Source organism: Bradyrhizobium sp. MI1.3 (assembly GCF_055811695.1).
In genome coordinates, this window is record NZ_JBVVPQ010000026.1 from 59,808 (window position 1) to 85,615 (window position 25,808).

Genomic DNA, 25,808 nt, shown 5'->3' on the forward strand with positions numbered 1-25,808 from the left:
GATTTGCGCCGCGCCATAATTTTCGCGTCCGGACGAGCCGCCCAGAAGATTTTGCATCGCAGTCGGCGGCTGTGCCTCAGCTCATGCTGATTGCGGTTAGTAGCAGGCACATGGCGTACACGGCCGCCAGGCTGAGCCCGGCGATCCGGGCCTCTCGATGCGATCTCATAACGTCAACTCCCAGAGAGGGAGGCCGCCTTCAAGGCGGCCCCCTTACACCTGGATCAATCAATTTCCTGAACGACCGTACGCGAGCCGGGATCGACGAGCATCACGCGATCGCCGGAGTAGACGTAGCGATACTTCGTGAGGGACGGGCCCCAGTCGGCCGGAACGGCCTCGAGCTCGACGTCGCTCGGCACCTTCGCGCCGACGATAATCTTCTCCTTCGTCGTGACCGGGCGAATGCGATGCTCGGTGACGTAGGATTTGATCCTGGTCCGGTATTGCGGCTCGATCTGAACGGCCGCCGCGTGACCGGTTCCGGTCGTCGTTACGACGGTCGATTGCGCGAAAGCACCGGTCGAAATCAGGACCGCGGCGGCGGAAAGCAGGAACAACTTCTTCATCTCGTTCTCCTCATTCGAATATGCGCCGCAACAACCCCTCATCGCCGACAGCGTTCCCGGCTCTGGGAACCAATTACCATTTTTTCCCGTTTGTAGATGACCGGGCTGAACGGCTCGGGTTCTGGAGGAGGACGACCAATGAAGTTGAAGATAGTAACTGCAGCACTGATGCTTGCCGCGTTTTCCCTGCCGGCGTTCGCTGCCGACGAGTTCTATGTCGTGCAGGACGTCAAGACCAAGAAGTGCACGATCGTCGACAAGAAGCCGACGGACACGTCCATGACCGTCGTCAGCCCGTCGGGCACGATCTACAAGTCGCGCACCGAGGCTGAAAGCGGCATGAAGACCGTCAAGGTCTGCACGTCGAACTGAGGAGGATGACAAATGCCAGTTCTGATTCTCTGGGCCGTTCCTGCCGTGCTGGTGATCGGCGGCGGCATCTATCTGATCGGCCATTTGCATTAAAGCACAGTGGAAGGCGAGCGGATCTGTGCGTGCAGCGCACAGGTCCGCAAGCCTGTCTCCCCTCAGCCTGCCACGCGTCGCCAGGAGCGCAAGTTGCAGTGCAACAGTTCGCGCGAAGAGTGGCCCTGCGACGAAGAGGACCTCCCGCGCACGCGAAATGACTTCCGTCCCGCCGACGTTTTCCATACGCTTCCCTCTCGCAAGCCGCATACCGGCTGCGCTCACGGCCCGGCGACAGGGCCGGAGCATCAAAGGGAGGGGAGACGATGAAGCGAAGATCATTTCTCGCTGGGATCGGTGCGACCACTGCGGCGGCCGCGATTGGCATGCCGTCAATCGTCAGGGCACAGTCGCCGATCACGCTGAACGGCGCGGTCCAGTTCAACGACGACCACGCCTTTAACCGGGCCCTGCTCCGGTTCGAAGAGCTGGTGAAGAAGTATTACGGCAAGCCAGTCAACTTCAGGCTGCACAGGAATTCCTCGCTTGGCCTCGAAAAGCAGTATTTCGAGTACATGTCGCAGGGCAAAGCCGTCGATTACGGCATCGTCTCGCCGGCTCACATGTCGACCTTCGCCAAGGCGGCTCCGTTCATCGACGCGCCCTTCGTGTTCAAGGGCATCGAACACATGAACAAGGTCGTCGAAGCCAATATCCTGGCGCCGATCGCTGACGAAGTCGCGGCCAAGGCCGAGGTCGTTCTGATCGGCTATTCCGGCGGTGGCATCCGCAATATCTTCGCCAACAAGCCGCTCAAGACTCTTGCCGACCTTAGGGGACTCAAGGTGCGCGTGCAGGGCGCGCCGATCTGGTCCAAGACCTTTGCGGCCGTGGGCATGAGCCCGACGGTGATCGCCTATAACGAAATCTACAACGCGATCCAGAACGGCGTGATAGCGGCCGGGGAGAACGAGGCGGCCGGCGTCGAGGCGATGAAGTTCTACGAAGTGGCTCCGCATCTCAACCTGACCCAGCACGCCGTGTCGATCCGGCCGATCTGCTTCTCGGTGAAGACGCTGAAGACCCTGCCGAAGGATTTGCAGGACGCGATCATGAAGGCCGGCAAGGAGGCCGGCGACTACGGCCGTCAGCTGGAGTCGAGCGAAGAGGTCGTCAAGCTCGACACGCTGGAAAAGGCTGGCAAGCTCAAGCGGGTCCCGTTCGAGGAGCGGGACGCCATGAAAAAGCTCGCCGATCCCGTGATGGCCACCTACGCCAAGGAAATCGGCGCGGAAGGCATTTTCGAGAAGATCAACGTCGTCTGAGAACTGTCGCCGCCCACGCGACAGCGGGGCAAGCCAGACGGCTTGCCCCATTGCGTGATTATGATCCCCCGGAGTCGTAATGACCGAAATATCGATGCCGCCGAACCCGTCGCCATGGCGCCGAGCAACGGCGGCCTATGCAAAACTGCTGGAAATCCTGCTCGCCGCCTCTGTCGGCCTTCTGGTCATTCCAGTCACGTTGCAGATCATCTCGCGCTACACGCCTTTGATTCCGTCCTACATCTGGACCGAGGAGATGGCGCGGTTCATGTTCATCTGGACGATCATGATCGGCGCCATGGTCGGCATCAGAGAGTCGCAGCATTTTGAAGTCGACGTCTGGCCTGACCTGTCACGCCGAAGCGAAGCCTTGGTGCGGATTCTTGCGCGGCTCGGCGTGCTGGTGCTGGCGCTGGTGTTCGTATCCGCCGGCATCGAGTTCACCCGCTTTGCCTGGAACAGAACTTCGGAGCTGGCCGATCTGCCGCTTTGGCTGATCCACGTCGCCTGGCCGGTTGCCGGCGTGACCTGGATCGTGTTCGCCGGTGAACAGATTGTCGACGAGATCCGGATTCTGGTTGGGGCAAATCAATGAGCGGCAATGTTCTTTCTGCCGGGCAGGCCGCGATGGTCCTGTTCGGTACTTTCGTTGGCCTGCTCATCATACGCGTGCCGGTCGCCTTCGCGCTTGGTCTGGCCTGCGTGCCGATCCTGCTGATCGAACCGCATCTGTCGCTGATGACGCTCGCGCAGGAAACCTTCAACGCCTACAATTCGTTCATCCTGCTGGCGGTGCCGTTCTTCCTGCTCACCGCCAATTTGATGAGCATTGGCGGCATCACCGATCGCCTGGTGGCGTTGTCGCGCTCGATGGTCGGGCACTGGCCGGGGTCGCTGGCGCAGATCAACGTCGTGCTGTCGGTGTTCTTTGCCGGCATCTCCGGCTCCTCCACCGCGGACGCGGCGAGCCAGTCCAAGATATTCATCGATGCCCAGACCAAAGAGGGTTACGACCTCTCGTTCTCCATCGCCATTACAGCGGTGTCGGCCGTGCTCGCCGTCATCATCCCGCCCTCGATCCTGATGATCGTGTGGGGCGGACTGATCTCGACTTCGATCGCCGCGATGTATCTCGCGGGCATCGTGCCGGGCTTGCTGATCGCCGGCGCGCAGATGGCAACAGTGCATGTCTATGCCGTGCGGCGTGGTTATCCGACCTATCCGAAGGACACCTGGAGGGAGATGTGCTGCGCCATCTGGCGCTCGATACCGGCGCTGCTGACGCCGTTCATCATCGTCGGCGGCATCCTGCTGGGGTGGTTCACCGCGACCGAATCCGCCTGCGTCGCGGTGCTTTATTCCGTGGCGCTATCGACATTCTTTTACCGTGAAACCGGCGCGCGCGAACTCTACAAGGCTTTGCTCGACACCGGCCGTCTCGCGGGTGTCGCGCTGTTCTGCGTGGGCACCGCCAGCGCGTTCGGCTGGCTGCTGGCCTACTACAGGATTCCGCAGGAATTGCTGGCCAACGTCTCGACCTGGGGCATGGGTGCGATCGGGGCCGGCTTCTTCATCGCGTTCTGCTTTCTGGTGGTGGGCTGCTTCCTCGACGCCATTCCGGCGATCATCATCGTCGGCACCGTTCTCGAACCGCTGGCGAAATCGGTGGACCTTCATCCGGTGCAGTTTGCGATCATATCGATCGTCTCGCTGGCCTTCGGGCTGGTGACGCCGCCCTATGGCCTGTGCCTGATGATCGCCTGCTCGATCGCCGGGGTGCGGTTGCGCTATGCGCTCAAGGACACGGTGATCATGCTGATTCCGATGCTGCTCGTGCTGGCGGCGGTCATCATCTGGCCGAGCGTTTCGCTGTTCCTGCCGCGCCTGATCGTGCCGGAGATGTTGAAATGAACGGGGCTTGATCCCGCGGTTCTGATGCCGCGGGATCGGTGATTTTGTCTAGAGATTGCTCTCGGTGATCGCGGCGTAGACCATGCTGCGCAGCTCGCGCCGGAGCGGGTAGGCGCTGGATGGCAGCACCTGCGTCATGAAGATGGTGATCAGCTCCTCCGCCGGGTCGATCCAGAACGACGTCGTGGCCGCGCCGCCCCAATTGTATTCACCGGGGCTGCCGGCGACCAGTGTCTCGGCCGGGCGCATGGTCACGGCGAAGCCGAGGCCGAAACCGATGCCGTTGTAGGTCGCTTCGGAGAACAGCGAGCGCGACACCTCGGGGAGAAAGCGCCCGCCGGGAATGTGGTTGGTCGTCATCAATGCCAGCGTCTTCGGCCCGATCAGCCTGACGCCGCCGAGCTCGCCGCCATTGAGCAGCGCACGGCAGAAGGTGAGATAGTCGGCCGTCGTCGAGCACAGCCCGCCGCCGCCCGAGATGAAGGACGGCGGTGACAGGAACGAGCTCTTGGTTGGATCGTCCTGTAATGTCAGTCCCTCGCGCCGCTGGCCGGCATGGAAGGTCATGCCGCCGCCCGGGTCGGCCGAGTAACAGGCGGCGAACCGGTGGGCCTTGGAAGCAGGCACGTGGAAATCAGTGTCGGTCATGCCGAGTGGATCGAGGATGCGTTGTTTCAGGAACTGCTCGAAGGGGATCCCGGAGATCTTGCCGACGAGGTAACCGATCACGTCGGTCGAAACCGAGTAGTTCCAGGCCTCGCCCGGCGAGAACTCCAGCGGGATTTTCGCGAGGCTCTCGATCATGGTCTGCAGCGTGCCTGATTTCTCGACCTCGCCGATCTTTTCAGCGCGGTAGGCGGCATCGACATTCGAGCGCTGCTGGAAGCCATAGGTGAGGCCGGAGGTGTGGCGCAGGAGGTCGACGATCAGCATCGGCCGCGACGGCGGCCGGGTCAGGAAGGACGGCGCGGTGCCGGCGACGAACACGCCGAGATCCTTCCATTCCGGAATGTACTTGGCGACCGGCTCATCGATCGCGACGAGGCCTTGCTCGACCAGCATCATGAAGGCGACGCTGGTGAGCGGCTTGGTCATGGAATAGATGCGGTAGATGGTGTCGTCCTTGACCGGCGCCTTGCGCTCGATATCGGCAAAGCCCTGCAGAGAGCTGTGGGCGACCTTGCCACGGCGATAGACCAGGAGATGCGTGCCCGGGAAGCGACCGGCATCGATGTACCGGCTCTTCAGATGCGCATCGATACGGTCGAGCGCGGACTTGGACATACCGACGGATTCGGGCGAGGCGGGGGTAGGGGCGAGCATCAGTTCCTCCGGGGCATTTTATCGGAAAGGTGATAGCCGAAATGGCGACCTCTTTCCAAGCCGGCTGCGCTTAACGCAGCCGGCCCGACTGGTGTAGGCTGCGCCCTGGAACGCCTCCAAGGAGCCCACCCGGGCCAACGAAAAAACCAGGGCAAACGCACCATGACCCAGTTCAACGAGACCGAACTCACTGAAGCCGTCGTCCGGAGCTTTGACCAGACACCCGACCCGCGCGCGAAATTCCTGCTCCAGGAATTGGTGAAGTCGCTGCACGATTACGTGAGCAAGACCGGCCTCACCTTTGAGGAGTGGGAATACGCCATCGATTTCCTGACCCGCACCGGCCAGAAATGCACGGACACCCGGCAGGAATTCATCCTCCTGTCCGACGTGCTCGGCGTCTCCATGTTGGTCGACGCGGTCAACCATCGCGAGCGCGAGGGCGCTACCCAGACCACCGTGCTCGGGCCGTTCTATGTCGGCGAGCACAAGGTGACGGCGCACGGCACCGACATCTCTCCGAACAATCAGACCGGCGAACGGATGTTCGTGCAGAGCCGTGTCACCGATCTCAAGGGCAAGCCGCTCGCGAATGTCCCCGTTGACGTCTGGCACGCCGACGATGACGGCTTCTACGACTCGCAGAAGCCGAACTATGATGAGGTCGGCGCCTCGGCGCGGGCGCGCTTCATCACCGATAGCGATGGCCGCTTTTTCTTCCGCACCATCCTGCCTTGCAGCTACCCGATCCCGACTGACGGCCCGGTCGGCGAGATGATCGTGCAGACCAACCGCCACCCGATGCGCCCGGCGCATGTGCACTTCCTGGTCAATGCCAAGGGCTACGAGCCGCTGATCACCCACGTCTTTATGGACGGCGACAAATATCTGGATTCCGACGTGGTGTTCGGCGTGAAGGACGACCTCGTCGCCAAGGTCGAGCCGCGCAGCGACCCGGAGATGCCCGACGGCTCCAGGGCAAGCGGGCAGTGGCACCTGATGACCTACGAATTCCACCTCAAGCCCGGCGGCGGCATGGCGCCCAAGCCGCTGGGGATGAAGGCGGAGGAGCCGGCCTGACCGTCAGGCGCGAGAGCACGCGCCGCCCTCTCATCTCCCGATAAAGGCCGCCAGCTCGTCAGGCGTCCCCATCGGAAAGGCTTCTTTCATGAAGTCGAGGAAGGCGGATACGCGCGCACTCAGGAGCCGGCGTGATGGATAAAGCGTCCACAGCGCGATCTCCGGTCCCTCGATATCGCCCCAAAGCACCAGCGTGCCCGCAGCGAGGTCGTGACTGACCAGTGACACTGGCAGGCGCGTAGCGCCGACGCCGGCCCGGACCGCATCGCGGACCATGATGAGCGACGACAGGCGGAGGACTGGATCAATCGCAATGCGCGATTGTCCGCCTGGCGTTGTCACGTCCCAGCTTGTTAGCTGATCGCCCGCGCCGCGCATGACGGCCGGCACGGCGATTCCGTCCCGCGGTCGTTCGAGGTCAGGGCTCGCCACCACCACCAGCCGATCGCGCAAGAAGATTCGTCCGACCAGGTTTTCATCCGGATCGGGATTGACCCGGATCACCAGATCATACCCTTCCTCCACCATGTCGACGGAGCGATCTTCCGTCGTGACCTCAAGACGGATCTCCGGATATCTGAGCGCGAACCCGGCCGCGAGATTTCCCATTGCAGTCTGCGAGAACAGCATAGGCGCGCTGATCCGCAAGCTGCCGCGCGGCCTGTCTCCACCCGAGGCGATCGCTGTCGCCGTCTCGTCGAGCTCGGTGAGCAAGGCCCCCGTCCGCTCGTAAAGGGCGCGTCCTTCCTGCGTGAGTTTCAGGGTGCGCGCTCCCCGTTCGAACAGGCGCAGGTCGAGCGCGGCTTCCAGCTCCGCGACCCGCCGGGACAGGGTGGCTTTCGGGCGTCCGGCGGCGCGTGCGGCCCGGCCGAACCCGCCGTGCCGGGCAACGAGATTGAAATCGGCGAGTGCGAGCAGGTCCATTGTTCCACCAGTGAGACAGTCTGTCCAGACATAGCGGCTATCGGTCCGAATGTGGATCAGTAATTTCCGGGATGTCTTCTGACCCCAACCCCGGAGTGATCCCCATGACCATCCTCGTTACCGGCGCAACCGGCACCGTCGGCCGCCATGTCGTCGAACAGCTCGTCAAGCGCGGCGCCGATGTCCGCGCTCTTGCGCGCGATCCTGCCAAGGCAAACCTCCCGGCAGGCGTCACCGTCGTGCAGGGCGATCTGCTCGACGTCGACTCGATCCGCAGCGCATTCAAGGGCGTCTCGACCCTGTTCCTGCTCAATGCAGTGGTGCCGGATGAATTCACCCAGGCACTGATCGCGCTCAACCTGGCCCGCGAGGCTGGCGTCGAGCGGGTCGTCTACCTCTCGGTGATCCACAGCGATCGCTACGTGAACGTCCCGCACTTTGCCGGCAAGTTCGGCGTCGAGCGGATGATCGAGCAGATGGGCTTCAACGCCACCATCCTGCGCCCGGCGTACTTCATGAACAACGACGTCACGATCAAGGACGTGGTGACCGGATACGGCATCTATCCGATGCCGATCGGGAGCAGGGGGCTCGCCATGATCGATGCGCGCGACATCGGCGAGATCGCGGCCATCGAGCTCGTCCGTCGTGAGCGCGCCGCAACACCGCTTCCGCTCACGCGCATCAATCTCGTCGGTCCTGATACGCTCACCGGCGCGAAAGCCGCCGCCGTCTGGTCGGAGGTGCTGGGCCGCACGATCGCCTATCCCGGTGACGATACCGCCGGCTTCGAGAAGAATCTCCGGCAGTTCATGCCGAGCTGGATGGCTTTCGACATGCGGCTGATGAGCGAGCGTTTCCTCACCGAGGGAATGATCCCGGAAGCCGGCGACGTCGAGCGTCTGACCGCGCTGTTGGGCCGTCCGCTGCGATCCTATCGCGACTTCGTCTCCGAGATCGCGGCCACTGCCTGACGGCAGGGGCGCATTCCCAATCACGACACGAGGAATCCTATCATGATCTCTTCAACCGCCACCGTTCCGGCGGATCCGGAAGGCGCAACGAAGATATTGCTGCTTGGAGCGACTGGTGCCACCGGTCGCCTGATCGTCAACCAGGCGGTGGCGCGAGGGCACGACGTCACCGTGCTGGTGCGCTCCGCCGGCAAGGCAAGTGACATCAGGGGGGCGAAGCTCATCGTCGGAGATGCACGCGATGAAGCAGCCCTGCGCGAAGCCCTCAAAGGCCGTGACGCCGTGGTCAGTGCGCTGGGTACACCGGTAAGTCCGTTCCGCGAGGTGACGCTGCTCTCGACCGCGACGCGCGCGCTCGTGAGCGCGATGAAGGCCGAGCAGGTCTCGCGGCTGGTTTGCATCACGGGGATGGGCGCCGGCGACAGTGCCGGGCACGGCGGCTTTGTCGCCGACAACGTGATCTTTCCGCTTCTCCTGAAGAAGGTGTACGCCGACAAGAACCGGCAGGAGGCGATCGTCAGAGACAGCGGGCTGGACTGGATTTTGGTTCGCCCCTCGATCCTCAATAACAAGCCCGGCCGCGGCTCGGTCCGGGCGCTGACGGATCTTTCGGGCTTCCATGGTGGCAGCATCGCGCGCGAGGACGTTGCGACATTCGTGCTGGATCAAGTGCGCGCCGATACCTGGCTGCATCGGTCTCCGCTGATCACGTGGTGACGCTTTGCGTGGCTAAACCCCTGATCAGCGCGCGTGCAACATCGCAAGCAGGACCACGACGACGCAGGCGAGCGCCGCCGTGGTCAATTTCCAGAACATCAGCGGGCTGCGCTCCAAAAGCGGCGTGATCCGCGTGTCGAGATAGGCCGGATTGGGCGTGCGAAGCTCGAAGACGAATTCGGACAGATCCTCGTGCCGCTTGTAGGGATCCGGATGGAGCGCACGTCTGAGCGCGCCGTCGACCCAGGCAGGCACGTTGCTGTTGTCGTCGGCCGGGCGATATTTGAGCCTCCGCACGTCCGCCTTGCGCCGGATCCTGGCGATTTGCGTGCCATAGGGAAGCTTTCCCGTCAGCATCTGGTAGCAGATCACGGCCAGCGAAAACATGTCGGAGCGCGGCGAACCGACTTGCCCAAGAAAATATTCCGGCGCCGTGTACTGGACCGTTCCCAAAATTTCGTCGGCCTCGTCCTGTGGCGCTGCCTCCGCGACGCCTGCCACCTTCACCGATCCGAAGTCGATGATCTTCGCGGTGCCGGTCTTGTCGATCAGGATGTTGTCGGGCCTCAAGTCCTGATGCAGCATCTCCATGCGGTGGAAGGCGCGCAGGCCCGCGGCGATCTGCTCGACCAGTCCGCGGACGGTTTCGAGATCGGGGCGCGGATTGTCTGTCATCCATTGCCGCAAGGTCTGACCTTCGACGAATTCGGTCGCGACATAGAGATAGCCACGCCGTTTCGACTGCGACAACGGCTTCAGCACATGCGGGCTGTCGATCCGGCGCGCGATCCACTCTTCCATCAGGAAGCGCTTCAGGTAGGCGGCATTGTCGCGCAGATCGATCGACGGAAGCTTCAGCGCGACCGGCTCCTCGGTCACCGCGTCGACAGCAAGGTAAATATGGCTGCGGCTGCTGGCGTGGATTTCGCGGACGATCCTGTAGCCGTCGAAGATCGCCCGCGGCTCCGGCAGCGGGGGAAGCGGCAGCTGGGAGGTCTGGTTGAAGATGCCGGCCGGCTCGCGCTGCGGCACTGCATCGATGCGGAGGATCTGGACCGTGATGTTGTCGTCGCTGCCGCGCCGGTAGGCTTCCTCGACGATCGCCTTCGCCGCTCCGTCGAGCTCGGCTGCATGCTCGCTGAGCGCGTTCGTGATGAAACGCGCGTCGACGAATTCATAGGCGCCGTCGGTCGCCAGCAGGAAGGTGTCGCCAGTCTCGATCTCGAAACTCTGGTAGTCGATTTCGAGTTGCGGATTGATGCCGAGCGCACGGCCGAGATAGGTCTGCTCCGAGGACACAATGATCCGGTGATCGTCGGTCAGCTGCTCGAGCGCCTTGCCCGCCACGCGGTAGACGCGACAGTCGCCGACGTGGAAGATGTGCGCGGTGGTCGCCTTGATGACCATGGCGCTCAGCGTGCAGACATAACCCTTGTCGCGGTCATAGGCATATTGGCTCTTGCGCGTCTGCGCGTGCAGCCAGGAATTGGTCGCATCCAGCACGCGGCGGGCGGAGGTCTTCACCGTCCAGGATTCCGACGTGCAGTAATAGTCCATCAGGAAGCTCTTGACCGCCGACTCGCTGGCGATCTGGCTCACCGTGCTGCTGGAGATGCCGTCGGCGAGGACGGCCGCAATGCCCTTCAGGCTGAGCATCGGCTCGTCCGGGACGAGGACGCCGTGAAAATCCTGGTTGATGGGCTTGCGACCCTTGTCGGAATGCTGGCCGACCGAGATCTGAAGTCCGCGGGTCATCGTCATCACCGGCAAAGGGGAGCCTCACCCTGATCGGGCGAGGCTCTCCTGTCGAGACGTTGTTTGCTCAGGCCGCGACGCGGGGCGACGAGGCCTTGCCCGCCTGGCGCTTCGGCTGGGTCAAGACGTGCGTGGCGTAGAGGGTCATGCCGGTGAAGGCGAGGCCGCCGACGAGATTGCCGAGCACGGTCGGGATCTCGTTCCAGATCAGATAGTCCATGATCGAGAATTTCGCGTGCAGCATCAGGCCGGAGGGGAACAGGAACATGTTCACGACGGAATGCTCGAACACCATGTAGAAGAACACCAGGATCGGCATCCACATCGCGATGACTTTGCCGGGGACCGAGGTGGAGATCATGGCGCCGACGACGCCGGTCGAGACCATCCAGTTGCAGAGCATTCCGCGGATGAACAGCGTCGCCATGCCGGCCGCGCCGTGCGCGGCGTAGCCGAGCGTGCGGCCTTCGCCGATATTGCCGATCGCCGTGCCGACCTTGTCCGGATCCTGCGTGAAGCCGAAAGTCGTGACGAAGGCCATCATGAAGGCCACCGTCAGGGCGCCTGCGAAATTGCCGACGAAGACGAGGCCCCAGTTCCGCAGCACGCCGCCGAAGGTGACGCCCGGGCGCTTGTCGATCAGGGCGAGCGGGGAGAGCACAAACACACCGGTCAGGAGGTCGAAGCCCAGCAGATAGAGCATGACGAAGCCGACCGGGAACAGCAGCGCGCCGATCAGCGGCTGCCCCGTGTTCACGTTGATCGTGACGGCGAACCATGCCGCGAGCGCCAGGATAGCGCCGGCCATGTAGGCCCGGATGATGGTATCCCGGGTGGACATGAAGACTTTGGACTCGCCCGCATCCACCATCTTGGTGACGAATTCCGAAGGCGCGAGATACGACATCAATGGTTCCTTTGCTTCCTGGTGAGATCGACACACTCTGCGTGAGCGCGACTGAACATCATTGGCCGTGCGGGCTGGTTGCCGCGCGTAAGCCGGAGAGATTTGGAAGCTCTGGGAATCGCGTCACGAGGATGAAGCCGGGAGGGCCGCGAAGCAGGTGAGCTTCCGTGCTGCAGCCGCCTGAGGCTGCAGCATTGCGGTCGAGCCGCAGTCTTCGTTGACGCGAACTCAAATGCAAATTGCGTGCCGTGCGCCTGGCCTATAAGAACCCAGCGATATCAAGAAGATACGACTTTTTCCTGACCCGGCTTTTGCGGGCCGAGTGGCCTGTTGCTTAAGCGGCTGCACAAGACTTGTGCGCCGCACAAATGTTGGGCAGGTCGCAAATTTCACGAGCGGAGCAGACCTGCGACAGACTGGCGCGGCGTACATAAGCTATTGATATCGATTTGTTTTCGGCTGCCTCACGCTTGGCATGAAGCTTGAATAGTTCCACGCCGACGCCATTGAAGCCGTCCCGCGAGACTTCTCATCCGAATTGCCGACGCCACCAGACGGGGGTCTCCCCGTCGCGCGTTCGCATGCGCTGCTTCAGGCGTCGCCGGACGGACGGGCTGCTCGTGTGCACTGACACAATCATTCTGCAACGACGCAAAGGACGATACCGCCTATGACCAAGCGCACCCGCCGGCCGTCGGACACTGGCCTCAGCCGCCGTCAATTGTTGAAGGCCGCCGGCTCGACCGCCGCACTCCTGGCCGCCGTGAAGCTGAATTTCCCAGCGGGCGCTTTCGCGCAGGACGCCGGTCCGGAGGTCAAGGGCGCAAAGCTTGGCTTCATCGCGCTGAGCGATGCCGGTCCCTTGTTCGTCGCCAAGGACAAGGGCCTGTTCGCCAAATACGGCATGCCCGACACCGACGTGCAGAAGCAGGCCTCCTGGGGCACCACGCGGGACAATCTCGTGCTCGGCTCGGAAGGCAACGGCATCGACGGTGCGCATATCCTGACCCCGATGCCGTATCTGATCTCGGCCGGCAAGGTGACGCAGAACAACCAGCCGACGCCGATGTACATCCTGGCGCGGCTCAATCTCGACAGCCAGTGCATCTCCGTCGCCAGTGAATATGCCGACCTGAAGCTCGGCGTCGATGCGTCCACCTTCAAGGCGGCCCTGGAGAAGAAGAAGGCTTCCGGCAAGCCCGTGAAGGCGGCGATGACCTTCCCCGGCGGCACGCACGACCTCTGGCTCCGCTATTGGCTTGCCGCCGGCGGCATCGATCCGGACAAGGACATCGAGACCATCGTGGTGCCGCCTGCGCAGATGGTGGCCAACATGAAGGTCGGCACGATGGACTGCTTCTGCGTCGGCGAGCCCTGGAATCTGCAGCTGATCCACCAGAACATCGGCTATACCGCGATCACGACCGGCGAGCTCTGGAACAAGCACCCGGAAAAATCCTTCGGCATGCGCGCCGCCTTCGTCGATAAATACCCGAAGGCCGCGAAGGCGCTGCTGATGGCGGTGATGGAAGCGCAGCAGTGGTCGGACAAGGCCGAGAACAAGGCCGAGCTTGCTGCCATCATGGGGAAGCGGCAGTGGATGAACTGCCCTGTCGAAGACGTACTCGACCGCACCGCCGGCAAGTTCGACTACGGCCTTCCCGGCAAGGTGGTCGAGAATTCGCCGCACATCATGAAGTATTGGCGCGACTTCGCCTCTTATCCGTTCCAGAGCCACGACCTCTGGTTCCTCACCGAGGACATTCGCTGGGGCAAATACGAGGCGAATTTCGACACCAAGGCGCTGATTGCCAAGGTCAACCGCGAAGACATGTGGCGCGACGCGGCCAAGACGCTCGGCATCGCAAGCGCCGAGATCCCGACCTCCACCTCGCGCGGCAAGGAGACCTTCTTCGACGGCAAGGTGTTCGATCCGGAAAATCCGGCTGCCTATCTGAAGTCGCTCGCGATCAAGCGCGTCGAAGTCTGATGGAGCCAGCGGCCGCCTCCGGGCGGCCGCATCGCCTTTTGCAGCCGGAGAAATATTGCGATGAACATGCCCGCCACCAAGATCGAGGTTGAGACCGCGAAGCCCGCGAGCGCTGCCGCGCCGGTCGTCGCGATGACACCGAAGCGGCCGCCGCGTTCGGAGACTTACGCGCGGATGGCGCGGGAGACCGCCGTGCGCGTCATCCCGCCGCTGGTCGTGATCGCGCTCTTGCTTCTGGTGTGGGAGCTGGTCTGCCGCCGCGCCGGCTCGGCACTGCCGCCGCCGTCGAAGGTGTTCAAGGACACGAAGGAGCTGATCCTCGATCCGTTCTTCGATCACGGCGGCATCGATAAGGGGCTGTTCTGGCACCTCTCCGCTAGCCTCCAACGCGTCGCCTTCGGCTATTCGCTCTCGGCGATTGCCGGCATCGCGCTCGGCGTGCTGGTCGGGCAATCGGTCTGGGCGATGCGTGGGCTCGATCCGCTGTTCCAGGTCTTGCGCACGATCCCGCCGCTGGCCTGGCTGCCGCTGTCGCTCGCCGCGTTCCGCGACGGCCAGCCCTCGGCGATCTTCGTCATCTTCATCACCTCGATCTGGCCGATCATCATCAACACCGCGGTCGGCATCCGCAACATCCCGCAGGATTATCGCAACGTCGCCGCGGTGGTGCAGCTTAACCCGCTCGAATTCTTCGCCAAGATCATGATTCCGGCCGCCGCGCCCTATATCTTCACGGGGCTTCGCATCGGCATCGGTTTGTCCTGGCTCGCGATCGTCGCCGCGGAAATGCTGATCGGCGGCGTCGGCATCGGCTTCTTCATCTGGGACGCCTGGAACTCCTCGCATATCAGCGAAATCATCCTGGCGCTGTTCTATGTCGGCATCATCGGCTTCGTGCTCGACCGCCTGATCGCGGGTGCCGGCAAGATCGTCACCCGCGGCACCGCGCTGAACTGAAGGGGAAGCACATGACCGCTTATCTGAAGCTCGACCACATCGACAAGATTTTTACCCGCGGCGCTGCCTCCACCGAGGTGCTGAAGGATATCAATCTCACCATCGAGAAGGGCGAATACGTCTCGATCATCGGCCATTCCGGTTGCGGCAAGTCGACCCTGCTCAACATCATCGCAGGCCTGACCAACGCCACCACCGGCGGCGTGCTGCTCGAGAACCGCGAGGTGAACTCGCCGGGACCGGATCGCGCGGTGGTGTTCCAGAACCACAGCCTGTTGCCGTGGCTAACCGTGTACGAGAACGTCAGGCTCGGCGTCGACAAGGTCTTCGCTAAGACCAAGAAGCGCGCCGAACGCGACGCCTGGGTCATGCACAATCTCAACCTCGTGCAGATGGCCCATGCCAAGGACAAACGGCCCTCGGAAATCTCCGGCGGCATGAAGCAGCGCGTCGGCATTGCCCGCGCGCTCGCGATGGAACCGAAAGTGTTGCTGCTCGACGAGCCTTTCGGCGCACTCGACGCACTGACCCGCGCGCATTTGCAGGATTCGGTGATGGCGCTGCATCAGAAGCTCGGCAACACGATTCTGATGATCACCCACGACGTCGACGAGGCGGTGCTGCTGTCCGACCGCATTGTCATGATGACGAACGGGCCGAGCGCGCGCATCGGCGAGGTGCTGGAGGTGCCGCTGGCGCGCCCGCGCAAGCGGCTCGAGCTCGCGACCAACACCACTTACTTGAAGTGCCGGCAGCGCGTGCTCGAATTCCTCTATGAGCGTCATCGCTTCGTCGAGGCCGCGTAAACGCGTCACCAACAGGTGCTGACGCAACGCCTAATTTTGAATCATCAAGCTCAATCCTTGTGCGCCGCACAGGGATTGAGCGAATCGCAAAATTTGCGTGCGAAATAGTCCTGCAAAAATTCGGAGCACTCCGAACAAGCTCCTGAATTTCCTGCGTTTCCGGAATGCGCGCAGTTGGCACGGAAATTGAAGCACCAACCGCGACGCCAACGACGACGTCCCTCAACATCATCAATCAGCATCGTAACTCGCCACCGGGGTGAAGCCTCGGAGCGCGCCTCCGTGGCCGGAGGCTGAGCCTGCAACGACGCAGCGGTGAGCCTGGAAGGGATTTTGCAATGACGAAGAGTCCGACTGGTAATCAGACTTGGATTTCAGACTGGCGCCCCGAAGATGAGGCGTTCTGGAGTGCGGGCGGCAAGACTATCGCGCGACGCAACCTGATCTGGTCGATCGTGGCCGAACATATCGGCTTCTCGGTCTGGCTGATCTGGAGCATCGTCACCACCAAACTGCCGCAGGCGGGCTTCCACTACACCACCGACCAGCTGTTCCAGCTCGTCGCTGTGCCCGGACTGATCGGCGCGTTGATGCGCTTTCCCTACACCTTCGCGGTGACGACCTTCGGCGGCCGCAACTGGACCATCTTCAGCGCGGCGATCCTGTTCATTCCGACGCTCTCGCTGGCCTATTTCGTCGGTCAGCCCGGCACGCCGTTCTGGCTGATGCTGCTGATTGCTTCGACCGCCGGTCTCGGCGGCGGCAATTTTGCATCCAGCATGACCAACATCTCGTTCTTCTTCCCCGACCGGATGAAGGGCTGGGCGCTGGGACTGAATGCAGCCGGCGGCAATATCGGCGTCTCCAGCGTGCAGCTCCTGACCCCGATCCTGATGACGCTCGCCGTCATCAATCTGTTCCAGGCAACGCCTGTCGATGGTGTCTTTCTTCAGAATGCCGGCCTGATGTGGGTGCTGCCGATCGCGATCGCGGTCTTCGGCGCGGTGTTCTTCATGAACAACCTGACCACGGCCAAGTCGTCGATCAAGAACCAGCTCGCCGTGGTCAAACGCAAGCACACCTGGATCATGGCGTATCTCTATATCGGCACGTTCGGCTCCTTCATCGGCTACTCGGCGGCATTTCCGCTGCTGATCAAGACCCAGTTCCCGCAAGTCACGATTGCGATCGCGTTCCTGGGACCGCTGGTCGGTTCGTTGTCGCGGCCGCTCGGCGGCTGGCTTGCCGACAGGATCGGCGGCTCGGTGATCACGTTCTGGAATTTCATCGTGATGGCAGGCGCCACGATCGGCGTGCTCTATTTCGTCGGGCACAAGGATTTCATCGGCTTTCTGTCGATGTTCCTGGTCCTGTTCGTGACGACGGGCATCGGCAACGGCTCGACCTACCGCATGATCCCCTCGATCTTCCGCGAGCAGAATTTGTTCAGGGTGCGCGGCAAGGGCGATGCGGAGCGCGCGCTCGCCTTGAAGACGGCGAGCATCGAGAGCGGTGCCGCGGTCGGCTTCATCGGCGCGGTCGGCGCAGTCGGCGGCTATCTGATCCCGACCGGATTCGGCAAGTCGATCGCGCTGACCGGCGGCCCGCAGCTCGCGCTCGCGATCTATCTCGGCTTCTACGCCTCCTGTCTCGCGCTGACCTGGTGGTTCTATCTGCGTCGCAGCCCGCAAGGTGAGGGCGCCTCAAGCCTCGCCGGCGCGCGAGTTTAACACTTGGTACGAATCTCGCTTCTCCCCGTACGCGGGGAGAAGCATTGCCCGACAGTTTGACAATGAACCTGGTTCGCAATGGCGCGCATAGGCAAACCCAACAGGCAGGAGAACATCATGACGCCAGAACAGATCACCCTCGTCCAACAGAGCTTTGCCAAGGTCGCGCCGATTTCCGCGCAGGCCGCGGTGCTGTTCTACGATCGCCTGTTCGAGGTGGCGCCGTCCGTGCGCGCGATGTTTCCCGAGGACATGACCGAGCAGCGCAAGAAGCTGATGGGCATGCTCGCCGCCGTCGTCGGCGGTCTGTCGAACCTGGACTCGATTCTTCCCGCGGCCTCGGCGCTTGCGAAGCGTCACGTCGGCTACGGCGCCAAGGCCGAGCACTACCCGGTGGTCGGCGCGACCTTGCTGTGGACCCTGGAGAAGGGCCTCGGCGAAGCCTGGACGCCCGAACTGGCTACCGCCTGGACCGACGCCTACGGCGTATTGTCCGGCTACATGATTTCCGAGGCCTACGGCGCACAGCCGCAGGCCGCCGAATAGGAGATGCGTTGTGAGTGAACCGCTGGTCATCGTCGGTAACGGTATGGCGGCCGCGCGTCTGGTCGACGAGCTCGCCAAGACCTCGCTCGGCCGCTACGCGGTCGCCGTGATCGGCGAAGAGCCGCGGCTCGCTTACAACCGCGTTCTGCTCTCCTCCGTGCTGGCCGGCGAGACCGGCTCGCACGAGATCGAGCTCCGGCCCGCCGACTGGTGGCGCCATCGCGGCGTCACGGTGCGCTACGGCTATCGCGTCACCGAGATCGACACCGGCCGACGCGAGCTCAAGATCGAAGGCGAAGAGAGTATGGAATACTCCAAGCTCGTGCTCGCCGTCGGCTCGACGCCGCTGCGGCTCAACGTGCCCGGCGCCGACCTTTCCGGCGTGCACACCTTTCGCGACACCCGCGACGTCGATCTGCTGCTGACGCTCGCTGCCGCCAGGAAGCGCGTCGTCGTGGTCGGCGGCGGTCTGCTCGGACTCGAAGCGGCTTACGGCCTCGCCAAGGCCGGAGCGCCCGTGACGCTGCTGCACCTGATGGACCGGCTGATGGAGCGCCAGCTCGATGCCCCCGCCGCCGACCTGCTCAAGACACTGGTCGAGCGCAAGGGCATTCGCATCCTGCTCAATGCATCCACAGCCCGCATCCATGGCGAGGGTCATGTCGAAGCGGTCGAGCTTGCCGACGGCAGCCGCATCGAGGCCGATGCCGTGATCTTCGCCGCCGGCATCAGGCCCAACATTGCGCTGGCAAAGGACGCCGGCATCGCCGTCAATCGCGGCATCGTCGTCAACGATGAGATGCAGACGGCGTCACCAGATATCTACGCGCTCGGCGAATGCGCCGAGCATCGCGGCATCTGCTACGGCCTGGTCGAACCCGCCTACGAGCAGGCACGCGTGCTGGCGCGACACCTTGCCGGCCGTCCCGCGGCCTATCAGGGCAGCGTGGTCTCGACCAATCTGAAGGTGTCGGGCGTCAGCGTGTTCTCCGCCGGTGACTTCATGGGCGGGGAGGGCAGCGAGAGCCTCGTGCTGTCAGACCGCAGGCGCGGCACTTACAAGAAGCTCGTCATCGCCGCGGGCCGGCTCACCGGCGCTCTGCTGATCGGCGATACCGTCGATGCGCTCTGGTATCTCGAACTGATCCGCAATCGCGAAAAGGTGGCGGCCATCCGCGCCGACATGATATTCGGCCGCGCGCTCGCGCGTCCCTCCAAAGCGGCTTGATAGAGGCGGCTTGATATGACGGCGATCGATCCCACGCTCCGCGCCACCAAGACGACCTGTCCGTATTGCGGCGTAGGCTGCGGCGTGCTGGCGACGCCAGACGGCAAGGGCGGCGCGGCGATCGCGGGCGATCCCGATCATCCTGCCAATTTCGGCCGGCTGTGCTCCAAGGGCTCGGCGCTCGGCGAGACCGTCGGGCTCGAAAGCCGGCTGCTCTATCCGATGATCCGCTGCAAGGGCGTGCTCGAACGCGTCGCCTGGAGCGATGCGCTCGATCACGTCGCCCACCGCATGCAGCACATCGTCGCGCGCGACGGCGCTGACGCGGTCGCATTCTATCTCTCGGGCCAACTGCTGACCGAGGACTATTACGTCGCCAACAAGCTGATGAAGGGCTTTGTCGGCACGGCCAACGTCGACACCAATTCGCGGCTCTGCATGTCGTCCTCGGTCGCCGGTCACCGCCGCGCCTTCGGCGCCGACACCGTACCCGGCTGCTACGAGGATCTCGATCAGGCCGATCTGCTGGTGTTCGTCGGCTCGAATGCCGCCTGGTGCCATCCCGTGCTGTTCCAGCGCATGTTGAAGAACCGGCAGGAACGCGGCGCCCGCATGATCGTGATCGATCCGCGCCGCACCGACACCGCGACCGACGTCGATCTGTTCCTTGGCCTCAAGCCGGGCACCGACACGGCGTTGTTCTCCGGCCTGTTCGTTCACCTCGCCGACAATGGTGCCCTCGATCAGGACTACATCGCGCAAAACACCTCGGGCTTTGACGACGCGCTGGCGCGTGCACGTAGCATCGCCGGCAGCGTCACCGCGACCGCACTGGCGACGGGCCTCTCCGAGCAGGACGTTGCGACCTTCTTCAAGATGTTCCGTGACACGCCCCGCGTCGTCACGCTGTACTCGCAAGGTGTCAACCAATCGGCGCAGGGCACCGACAAGGTCAACGCGATCTTGAACTGCCATCTCGCAACGGGGCGCATCGGCAAGCCGGGTGCCTCGCCGTTCTCGCTCACCGGCCAGCCCAACGCGATGGGCGGCCGTGAGGTCGGCGGCCTCGCCAATCAGCTCGCTGCGCACATGAACTTCACGCCGCCGGACATCGATCGCGTGCGGCGGTTCTGGAAGGCGCCGCGCATCGCCACCCATGAAGGGTTGAAGGCGGTGCAGCTGTTCGAAGCCATCAACCGCGGCGAGGTCAAGGCGCTATGGGTGATGGGCACCAACCCCGCGGTCTCGCTGCCCGATGCCGACTTCGTGCGCGAGGCGCTGAAGAAGCTCGAGCTGTTCGTGGTCTCCGAGAACGTGCTCTCCAACGACACCGTCGAGGCCGGACCGCACGTGCTGCTGCCCGCGCTCGCCTGGGGCGAGAAGTCGGGCACCGTGACCAATTCCGAGCGCCGGATCTCGCGCCAGCGCTCGTTCCTGCCGGCGCCCGGCGAGGCGCGGCCGGACTGGTGGATCCTGAGCGAAACCGCAAAGCGCCTCGGCTTCGGCGACAGCTTTAATTACAAATCCGCAGCCGACATCTTTCGCGAGCACGCCGCGCTCTCCGCGTTCGAGAACGATGGCAGCCGCGACTTCGACATCGGCGCGCTGACTTCGCTGTCGGACGAGGCGTTTGACGCCTTGAAGCCCGTGCAGTGGCCCGCGCGCCAGGGCGAGGCGCCCGGCGAGCGCTTCTTCGCGGCCGGCGGGTTCTTCACCAATGACGGCAAGGGCCGCTTCGTCGCGCCGGAGGTGCCGGCGCTGCGTGGCGAGACCGGACCGTCGCGACCGCTGCGGCTCAACACCGGCCGCATCCGCGACCAGTGGCACACCATGACGCGCACGGGCCTCAGCCAGCGGCTCGGCGCGCATCTGCCCGAGCCGTTCGTCGAGATTCATCCCGATGACGCCAACAAATACAACGTCGTCCACGACGGCTATGCCCGCATCACCACCGACTACGGCCAGTGCACCCTCAAGGTCGTCGTCAGCGACCGGCAGCAGCGCGGCACGCTATTCGCGCCGATCCACTGGAGTGCGATGAACGCCTCGCACGGTCGCGTGGGGGCGCTGGTCGCACCGTTCACCGATCCGTTCTCGGGACAGCCGGAGTCCAAGGCGACACCGGCCGCGATCTCGCCCTATGAATACGTCTTCCGCGGCTTTGCGTTGTCGCGCAAGCAGCTGGAGCTGCCGCCGAACCTGATGTGGACCCGCGTCACTGTTGCCGGCGGCTTCGGCTATCTCTTCGCCGACAATGCGGATCTGTCGCGCTGGCCGGCCTGGCTCGAAGGCGTTGCCGGCGAGGACGTCGCCGACTATCGCGACTTCGGCGGCGGCGTTTATCGCGCAGCGTCGTTTGCGGGCGACCGCATCGAAACCTGCCTGTTCGTCGGCCCCGCGCATGACGCCGGCGACTGGGAGGTGGTGAAGAGCCTGTTCGTGGCCGACAATGTCACCGACGAGCAGCGGCGCATGCTGCTGTCCGGCAAGTCGAGCGAGGGCGCGGCTTCGACCGGCCCCGTCGTCTGCGCCTGCTTCGGCGTCGGCCGCGGCACCATCTGCGACACCATCGCCGCAGGCGCGCGCACAGCGGCCGAGATCGGCACAAAGCTCAAGGCCGGCACCAATTGCGGCTCCTGCATTCCTGAACTGAAGCGCCTGATCGCGACGACCGAGGTGGCTCCAGTAAAGCAGGCGAAGGTCGCGGGCGCCGCGGGGTAGGGGCGCTTTCTCGGTCGTCGCCGAATACTCCGCCGTCATCGCCCGGCTTGACCGGGCGATCCAGTACGCCGAGACGCCTGTGATCAAGCGGTAAGGCCACGGCGTACTGGATTCCCCGCTTGACGCCTACGCTAAAGCTTCGGCGCCCCTGGACCTCGACCCCGGCGAAGCCTTGGCGTAGCCGGGTCGCGGGGAATGACAGCGGGGGCGCGGCGCTACGCCTCAGCCCAATCGACGCACGCCCCATTGTGCCCTATGTTGCCGCGCTCTCCCCCATCAACAACGACAACAACAACAATGATGTACCTGGAAACGCCGCCGCGCCTGATCGAGACCAGGCTCTTTTCCGCCATGCCAGACAAATTCCGCCGCAAAGGCGAGCGGACGGATTGGGCCGATGCCAACCGGCCGGGCGTGCCGACGGACTCCTTCATCGAAGGGCCGTCGTTCGACAGGGATGGCAATCTCTACATCGTCGACATTCCGTTCGGCCGGATCTTCCGCATTGCGCCCGACGGCGAGTGGTCGTTGGCGATTGAATATGAAGGCTGGCCGAACGGGCTGAAAATCGCGGCCGACGGCCGCATCCTGGTCGCCGACTACAGGCACGGCATCATGGAGTTCGACGCCAACGCGGGGCACGTGGCGCCGGTGCTGACCTCGCGCAATTCGGAATCCTTCCGCGGCTGCAACGACCTGCATCTCGCGTCCAACGGCGATATCTATTTCACCGACCAGGGGCAGACCGGCCTGCATGACCCCAGCGGCCGTGTCTATCGCCTGACGCCAGGCGGCCGCCTGGATTGCCTGATCGACACCGGCATCAGTCCGAACGGTCTGGTGCTCGATCCAACCGAGACCGTGCTGTTCGTCGCGATGACGCGCGACAACGCGGTGTGGCGGTTGCCTTTCATGAAGGACGGCAGCGTGTCGAAGGTCGGCCGCTTCTGTTCGCTGTTCGGTACCAGCGGCCCCGATGGCTTGACCATGGATGCCAAGGGCCGTCTGTTCGTCGGCCACGCATCGCTCGGCCATGTCTTCGTGTTCGCGCCCAACGGCGAATTGATCGCGCGGGTGAAGTCGTGTGCCGGGCCGAACTGCACCAATGTCGCGATTGGTGGCGCGAACAAAGATCAGCTCTACATCACGGAATCTGCGACCGGTAGCGTACTGGTCGCTGACATCGGCGGATTGAACTCTTGAGCTCGATGGCGGTTGCCTGAGCGAACGAGTGGTATCGGAGCAAATATGAACACGAACCCCTTCGGCAAAACCGGCGCCAGCGTCTCTGTCATCGGGCAGGGCACCTGGTATCTCGACCACGGCGATCGCAAGCGCGCGATCGCGGCGCTTCAGCGCGGGCTCGATCTCGGCATGACCCACATCGACACTGCCGAGATGTATGGCGACGCCGAGCTCGTCATTGCCGATGCGATCGCGGGGCGACGCGACGAGGTGTTCCTCGTGTCAAAGGTGCTGCCGAGCAACGCCTCGCGCCGCGGAACCATCACCGCCTGTGAGCGCTCGCTGAAGCGGCTGAAGACGGATCGGCTCGACTGCTATCTGCTGCATTGGCGCGGCTCGTATCCGCTGGAGGACACTGTGGCCGCGTTCGAGGAACTGGTGAAGGCCGGCAAGATCAAATCCTGGGGTGTCTCCAATTTCGATGCCGATGATCTCGACGAGATGCTCGACGCTGCCGGCGAAGGCCGCATCGCCTGCAATCAGGTGCTCTATCATCTGAGGGAACGCGCGATCGAGCACGCGGTGATCCCGTGGTGCGAACAGCATGGTGTCGCCGTGGTCGCCTACTCGCCGTTCGGCCACGACGATTTCCCTGCGAGCAACAGCAAGGGCGGTGTAGTGCTGGCGCGCATCGCGGAGGCGCGTCGCGCAACGCCGCGCCAGATCGCGCTGAGCTTCCTCACCCGTGCGACTACGGTGTTCGCCATCCCGAAGGCGTCGTCCGCGGAACACGCCGGCGAAAATGCCGCGGCCGGCGATCTCGTGCTGACGAAAGACGAGATCGCGGCGCTCGATGCGGCGTTTCCGCGCGGTCCGAAGCCGCGCGGCCTGCCCATGCTGTAGTGCACAAACGCCCATTGTTAATGGAGTCTTGACGCGCGCGGACGTGAGCGCATATCGGCATCCTGTTTTCGGAAGTTGTGAAAGCGGCGCAATTATCGTTTTTTACGATCATTCCCGATTCGCATCTCCTAGGTTCCAGCCGTGACCCCGCCGCCCGCCGCAGCCGCAAGGCTCGACAGTATTCCCATGCTCATGCCGGAAAAGAAGCCGCAGGCGCGCCGCGCGCCGGCGCGCGTCGATCATCCCTTCAAGGGCATCGCGCTGGTGCTGCTGTCGACGATCTTTCTCGGCTGCTCCGATGTCACCGCGAAATATCTGTCGTCGAGCCTGCCGTCGATCGAGATCACCTGGATCCGCTTCGTAACGTTCGCGCTGATGTTCACGCCGGTAATGCTGCCGGGCTCGCCGCTTCATGCCATGCGCACCGAGCGCCTCGGCCTGCAGCTGATGCGCGGCGCGGCATTGCTCGGCTCTTCGCTGTTCTTCATCACCGGCCTGAGCTTCCTGCCGATCGCGGAAGCGTCCGCGACCGGGTTCGTCTCGCCACTGTTCGTCACCGCGCTCTCGATCGTGTTCCTGAGCGAGAAGGTGGGCATGCGCCGCTGGATCGCCACCGCGATCGGCTTGACGGGCGTGATGATCATCCTGCGCCCGGGCTCCAGCGCGTTTCACGCCGCCGCGTTCTTCCCGATCGTCTCGGCGTTCTGCTGGGCTGCGGCGCTGATCCTGACGCGCATGATGAGCGGGCGCGAAGCCGTCCTCACCACCATGGCCTATTCGGCGCTGACGGGCGTTGCGATCCTCTCCCTGATGGTACCATTCGTCTGGGTCACGCCGACCTGGACCGCGATCGGGCTTGGCATCGTGATCGGCGTCGCCTCCACCGTCGGCCAGTGGATCATCGTCCTGGCCTATCGCTACGGCGATGCCTCGGTGCTGGCGCCGTTCTCCTACACTCAGTTGCTCTGGGTCAGCATTCTCGGCTTCTTCCTGTTCGGCGAAGTGCCTGATGTCTGGACCGTCACCGGTGCAGCCTTCATCGTCGCCAGCGGCCTCTACATCGCCCATCGGGAGCGCATCCGTCGCGCCCAGCTCCTGATCATGGAAGAGCGTTCCCCGAACCCCTGACGCAAGTTCACGCGTCCGCTTCGTGCTATCAATGGCTCCAACAAGCCGGGAGGAGCCGAATGCGCGCTGCGATTTTCAGGAACGGTGAGATTGTCGTCGATCGGATGGCGGAGCCAAAGCCCGGCCCCGGCCAGGTGCTGGTCAAGACGCTCGCCTGCGGCATCTGCGGCTCTGACCTGCACGCGCGCCAGCACGCCCATCGCATGGTGGAGATGGCGCGAAAGAGCGGCCGCAAGCCGATGGACCTCGCCCGCGACGTCGTGTTCGGCCATGAGTTCTGCTGCGAGATCGTCGATTTCGGCCCGGGCACTGTGCGCAAGCTCAAGCCGGGCACGCGCGTGTGCTCGCTGCCGGCCCTCGTGACGCCGCAGGGCATCGAGGGCATCGGCTATTCCAACGAAAATATTGGCGGCTATGCCGAGGCGATGCTACTGAGCGAAGCGCTGCTGCTCGAGGTACCCAACGGTCTCGCGCCGGAGCATGCCGCGCTCACCGAACCGCTCGCGGTCGGTGTTCACGCCGTTGCCAAGGCCAATATCCGAGGCGGCGAAGTGCCGCTCGTGATCGGCTGCGGCCCGGTTGGGCTCGCGGTGATTGCGGCGCTGAAGCTCAAGGGCCTGCATCCGATCGTCGCGGCCGACTATTCGCCGGCGCGGCGCGCGCTTGCGGCAAAACTCGGCGCCGATATCGTCGTGGATCCAAGGGTGTCGCAGCCCTAGCGATC

At 63.7% G+C, this 25,808-nt stretch carries 23 protein-coding genes; 18 read left to right on the top strand and 5 right to left on the bottom strand.

Translation table 11 applies throughout. The annotated features are described in order from the left end of the window. Positions 1-224: 224 nt before the first annotated feature. Positions 225-569: a DUF1236 domain-containing protein gene (locus tag AC0L3A_RS20275; protein ID WP_007593970.1), complete on the bottom strand. Its 345-nt coding sequence runs from the start codon at positions 567-569 to the stop codon at positions 225-227. A 138-nt stretch (positions 570-707) separates the two neighbouring features. On the opposite strand from AC0L3A_RS20275, the gene AC0L3A_RS20280 reads away from it, so the two are divergent. The 4 genes from AC0L3A_RS20280 to AC0L3A_RS20295 all read left to right on the top strand — a co-directional run bounded on the left by AC0L3A_RS20280 (position 708) and on the right by AC0L3A_RS20295 (position 4,210). Beyond that, positions 708-941 carry a hypothetical protein gene (locus tag AC0L3A_RS20280; RefSeq protein ID WP_219682739.1) on the top strand — a complete coding sequence of 78 codons (234 nt, stop codon included), beginning with the start codon at positions 708-710 and terminating at the stop codon, positions 939-941. Positions 942-1,300: 359 nt separating this feature from the next. Then, positions 1,301-2,299 (top strand): TRAP transporter substrate-binding protein, encoded by a 999-nt coding sequence (locus AC0L3A_RS20285; RefSeq protein WP_473255071.1) that lies wholly within the window; start codon positions 1,301-1,303, stop codon positions 2,297-2,299. A 79-nt stretch (positions 2,300-2,378) separates the two neighbouring features. Next, positions 2,379-2,894, top strand: a complete 516-nt coding sequence (locus AC0L3A_RS20290; RefSeq protein ID WP_007593965.1) for a TRAP transporter small permease — start codon at positions 2,379-2,381, stop codon at positions 2,892-2,894. Beyond that, a complete protein-coding gene (locus AC0L3A_RS20295; protein ID WP_007593964.1) occupies positions 2,891-4,210 on the top strand; it encodes a TRAP transporter large permease in 1,320 nt (439 codons plus the stop codon). Before AC0L3A_RS20290 ends, AC0L3A_RS20295 begins: the two co-directional genes overlap by 4 nt. Before the next feature lie 48 nt (positions 4,211-4,258). Here the strand turns inward: AC0L3A_RS20295 and AC0L3A_RS20300 are convergent, their stop codons facing one another. Then, positions 4,259-5,533 carry a serine hydrolase domain-containing protein gene (locus AC0L3A_RS20300; RefSeq protein WP_007593963.1) on the bottom strand — a complete coding sequence of 425 codons (1,275 nt, stop codon included), beginning with the start codon at positions 5,531-5,533 and terminating at the stop codon, positions 4,259-4,261. 162 nt (positions 5,534-5,695) lie between these two features. Between AC0L3A_RS20300 and AC0L3A_RS20305 the strand changes: the two genes are divergently transcribed. Continuing rightward, positions 5,696-6,613 (top strand): intradiol ring-cleavage dioxygenase, encoded by a 918-nt coding sequence (locus AC0L3A_RS20305; protein WP_007593962.1) that lies wholly within the window; start codon positions 5,696-5,698, stop codon positions 6,611-6,613. 30 nt (positions 6,614-6,643) lie between these two features. Here AC0L3A_RS20305 and AC0L3A_RS20310 read toward each other — a convergent pair whose 3' ends face one another. Then, positions 6,644-7,537, bottom strand: coding sequence for a LysR family transcriptional regulator (locus AC0L3A_RS20310; protein ID WP_007593961.1), 894 nt, complete (start codon positions 7,535-7,537; stop codon positions 6,644-6,646). A gap of 104 nt (positions 7,538-7,641) precedes the next feature. Between AC0L3A_RS20310 and AC0L3A_RS20315 the strand changes: the two genes are divergently transcribed. After that, a complete protein-coding gene (locus AC0L3A_RS20315) occupies positions 7,642-8,511 on the top strand; it encodes an SDR family oxidoreductase (protein WP_007593960.1) in 870 nt (289 codons plus the stop codon). 42 nt (positions 8,512-8,553) lie between these two features. After that, positions 8,554-9,228 (top strand): NAD(P)-dependent oxidoreductase, encoded by a 675-nt coding sequence (locus AC0L3A_RS20320; RefSeq protein ID WP_007593959.1) that lies wholly within the window; start codon positions 8,554-8,556, stop codon positions 9,226-9,228. Positions 9,229-9,252: 24 nt separating this feature from the next. Here the strand turns inward: AC0L3A_RS20320 and AC0L3A_RS20325 are convergent, their stop codons facing one another. Together AC0L3A_RS20325 and AC0L3A_RS20330 are read right to left on the bottom strand one after the other, a co-directional pair. Next, entirely contained in the window at positions 9,253-10,989 is a 1,737-nt protein-coding gene (locus AC0L3A_RS20325; RefSeq protein WP_035993136.1) for a bifunctional protein-serine/threonine kinase/phosphatase, read from the bottom strand. Between the two features lie 61 nt (positions 10,990-11,050). Further along, entirely contained in the window at positions 11,051-11,890 is an 840-nt protein-coding gene (locus AC0L3A_RS20330; protein WP_007593957.1) for a formate/nitrite transporter family protein, read from the bottom strand. A gap of 670 nt (positions 11,891-12,560) precedes the next feature. On the opposite strand from AC0L3A_RS20330, the gene AC0L3A_RS20335 reads away from it, so the two are divergent. From AC0L3A_RS20335 to AC0L3A_RS20385, 11 genes are all read left to right on the top strand, one after another. Continuing rightward, complete coding sequence (locus AC0L3A_RS20335) at positions 12,561-13,880, top strand: CmpA/NrtA family ABC transporter substrate-binding protein (protein ID WP_007593955.1); 1,320 nt, start codon at positions 12,561-12,563, stop codon at positions 13,878-13,880. Positions 13,881-13,940: 60 nt separating this feature from the next. Further along, complete coding sequence (gene ntrB / locus AC0L3A_RS20340) at positions 13,941-14,837, top strand: nitrate ABC transporter permease (protein ID WP_007593954.1); 897 nt, start codon at positions 13,941-13,943, stop codon at positions 14,835-14,837. 11 nt (positions 14,838-14,848) lie between these two features. Next, positions 14,849-15,643, top strand: a complete 795-nt coding sequence (locus tag AC0L3A_RS20345) for an ABC transporter ATP-binding protein (RefSeq protein ID WP_007593952.1) — start codon at positions 14,849-14,851, stop codon at positions 15,641-15,643. 338 nt (positions 15,644-15,981) lie between these two features. Continuing rightward, positions 15,982-17,373, top strand: coding sequence for an MFS transporter (locus tag AC0L3A_RS20350; RefSeq protein WP_473255072.1), 1,392 nt, complete (start codon positions 15,982-15,984; stop codon positions 17,371-17,373). Positions 17,374-17,490: 117 nt separating this feature from the next. Next, the gene (locus AC0L3A_RS20355) at positions 17,491-17,919 is read left to right on the top strand and encodes a globin family protein (RefSeq protein WP_007593949.1); all 429 of its coding nucleotides are present in this window, start codon (positions 17,491-17,493) and stop codon (positions 17,917-17,919) included. Between the two features lie 10 nt (positions 17,920-17,929). Next, entirely contained in the window at positions 17,930-19,147 is a 1,218-nt protein-coding gene (locus AC0L3A_RS20360) for an NAD(P)/FAD-dependent oxidoreductase (protein ID WP_007593947.1), read from the top strand. Positions 19,148-19,162: 15 nt separating this feature from the next. Then, positions 19,163-21,868: a molybdopterin-dependent oxidoreductase gene (locus tag AC0L3A_RS20365; protein ID WP_473255073.1), complete on the top strand. Its 2,706-nt coding sequence runs from the start codon at positions 19,163-19,165 to the stop codon at positions 21,866-21,868. 300 nt (positions 21,869-22,168) lie between these two features. After that, positions 22,169-23,071, top strand: coding sequence for an SMP-30/gluconolactonase/LRE family protein (locus tag AC0L3A_RS20370; RefSeq protein ID WP_035993133.1), 903 nt, complete (start codon positions 22,169-22,171; stop codon positions 23,069-23,071). Positions 23,072-23,116: 45 nt separating this feature from the next. Next, positions 23,117-23,956, top strand: a complete 840-nt coding sequence (locus AC0L3A_RS20375) for an aldo/keto reductase (RefSeq protein ID WP_007593941.1) — start codon at positions 23,117-23,119, stop codon at positions 23,954-23,956. Between the two features lie 186 nt (positions 23,957-24,142). Continuing rightward, positions 24,143-25,084, top strand: coding sequence for a DMT family transporter (locus AC0L3A_RS20380; RefSeq protein ID WP_007593939.1), 942 nt, complete (start codon positions 24,143-24,145; stop codon positions 25,082-25,084). Between the two features lie 59 nt (positions 25,085-25,143). Continuing rightward, positions 25,144-25,803 carry an alcohol dehydrogenase catalytic domain-containing protein gene (locus tag AC0L3A_RS20385; RefSeq protein WP_473255074.1) on the top strand — a complete coding sequence of 220 codons (660 nt, stop codon included), beginning with the start codon at positions 25,144-25,146 and terminating at the stop codon, positions 25,801-25,803. Positions 25,804-25,808: the final 5 nt, after the last annotated feature.

What these genes read in the sequence shown, in the direction of transcription:
- AC0L3A_RS20275 (WP_007593970.1), bottom strand. Translation starts at nt 569, where the DNA reads ATGAAGAAGTTGTTCCTGCTTTCCGCCGCCGCGGTCCTGATTTCGACC.
- AC0L3A_RS20280 (WP_219682739.1), top strand. Translation starts at nt 708, where the DNA reads ATGAAGTTGAAGATAGTAACTGCAGCACTGATGCTTGCCGCGTTTTCC.
- AC0L3A_RS20285 (WP_473255071.1), top strand. Translation starts at nt 1,301, where the DNA reads ATGAAGCGAAGATCATTTCTCGCTGGGATCGGTGCGACCACTGCGGCG.
- AC0L3A_RS20290 (WP_007593965.1), top strand. Translation starts at nt 2,379, where the DNA reads ATGACCGAAATATCGATGCCGCCGAACCCGTCGCCATGGCGCCGAGCA.
- AC0L3A_RS20295 (WP_007593964.1), top strand. Translation starts at nt 2,891, where the DNA reads ATGAGCGGCAATGTTCTTTCTGCCGGGCAGGCCGCGATGGTCCTGTTC.
- AC0L3A_RS20300 (WP_007593963.1), bottom strand. Translation starts at nt 5,533, where the DNA reads ATGCTCGCCCCTACCCCCGCCTCGCCCGAATCCGTCGGTATGTCCAAG.
- AC0L3A_RS20305 (WP_007593962.1), top strand. Translation starts at nt 5,696, where the DNA reads ATGACCCAGTTCAACGAGACCGAACTCACTGAAGCCGTCGTCCGGAGC.
- AC0L3A_RS20310 (WP_007593961.1), bottom strand. Translation starts at nt 7,537, where the DNA reads ATGGACCTGCTCGCACTCGCCGATTTCAATCTCGTTGCCCGGCACGGC.
- AC0L3A_RS20315 (WP_007593960.1), top strand. Translation starts at nt 7,642, where the DNA reads ATGACCATCCTCGTTACCGGCGCAACCGGCACCGTCGGCCGCCATGTC.
- AC0L3A_RS20320 (WP_007593959.1), top strand. Translation starts at nt 8,554, where the DNA reads ATGATCTCTTCAACCGCCACCGTTCCGGCGGATCCGGAAGGCGCAACG.
- AC0L3A_RS20325 (WP_035993136.1), bottom strand. Translation starts at nt 10,989, where the DNA reads ATGACGATGACCCGCGGACTTCAGATCTCGGTCGGCCAGCATTCCGAC.
- AC0L3A_RS20330 (WP_007593957.1), bottom strand. Translation starts at nt 11,890, where the DNA reads ATGTCGTATCTCGCGCCTTCGGAATTCGTCACCAAGATGGTGGATGCG.
- AC0L3A_RS20335 (WP_007593955.1), top strand. Translation starts at nt 12,561, where the DNA reads ATGACCAAGCGCACCCGCCGGCCGTCGGACACTGGCCTCAGCCGCCGT.
- ntrB (WP_007593954.1), top strand. Translation starts at nt 13,941, where the DNA reads ATGAACATGCCCGCCACCAAGATCGAGGTTGAGACCGCGAAGCCCGCG.
- AC0L3A_RS20345 (WP_007593952.1), top strand. Translation starts at nt 14,849, where the DNA reads ATGACCGCTTATCTGAAGCTCGACCACATCGACAAGATTTTTACCCGC.
- AC0L3A_RS20350 (WP_473255072.1), top strand. Translation starts at nt 15,982, where the DNA reads ATGACGAAGAGTCCGACTGGTAATCAGACTTGGATTTCAGACTGGCGC.
- AC0L3A_RS20355 (WP_007593949.1), top strand. Translation starts at nt 17,491, where the DNA reads ATGACGCCAGAACAGATCACCCTCGTCCAACAGAGCTTTGCCAAGGTC.
- AC0L3A_RS20365 (WP_473255073.1), top strand. Translation starts at nt 19,163, where the DNA reads ATGACGGCGATCGATCCCACGCTCCGCGCCACCAAGACGACCTGTCCG.
- AC0L3A_RS20370 (WP_035993133.1), top strand. Translation starts at nt 22,169, where the DNA reads ATGTACCTGGAAACGCCGCCGCGCCTGATCGAGACCAGGCTCTTTTCC.
- AC0L3A_RS20375 (WP_007593941.1), top strand. Translation starts at nt 23,117, where the DNA reads ATGAACACGAACCCCTTCGGCAAAACCGGCGCCAGCGTCTCTGTCATC.
- AC0L3A_RS20380 (WP_007593939.1), top strand. Translation starts at nt 24,143, where the DNA reads ATGCTCATGCCGGAAAAGAAGCCGCAGGCGCGCCGCGCGCCGGCGCGC.
- AC0L3A_RS20385 (WP_473255074.1), top strand. Translation starts at nt 25,144, where the DNA reads ATGCGCGCTGCGATTTTCAGGAACGGTGAGATTGTCGTCGATCGGATG.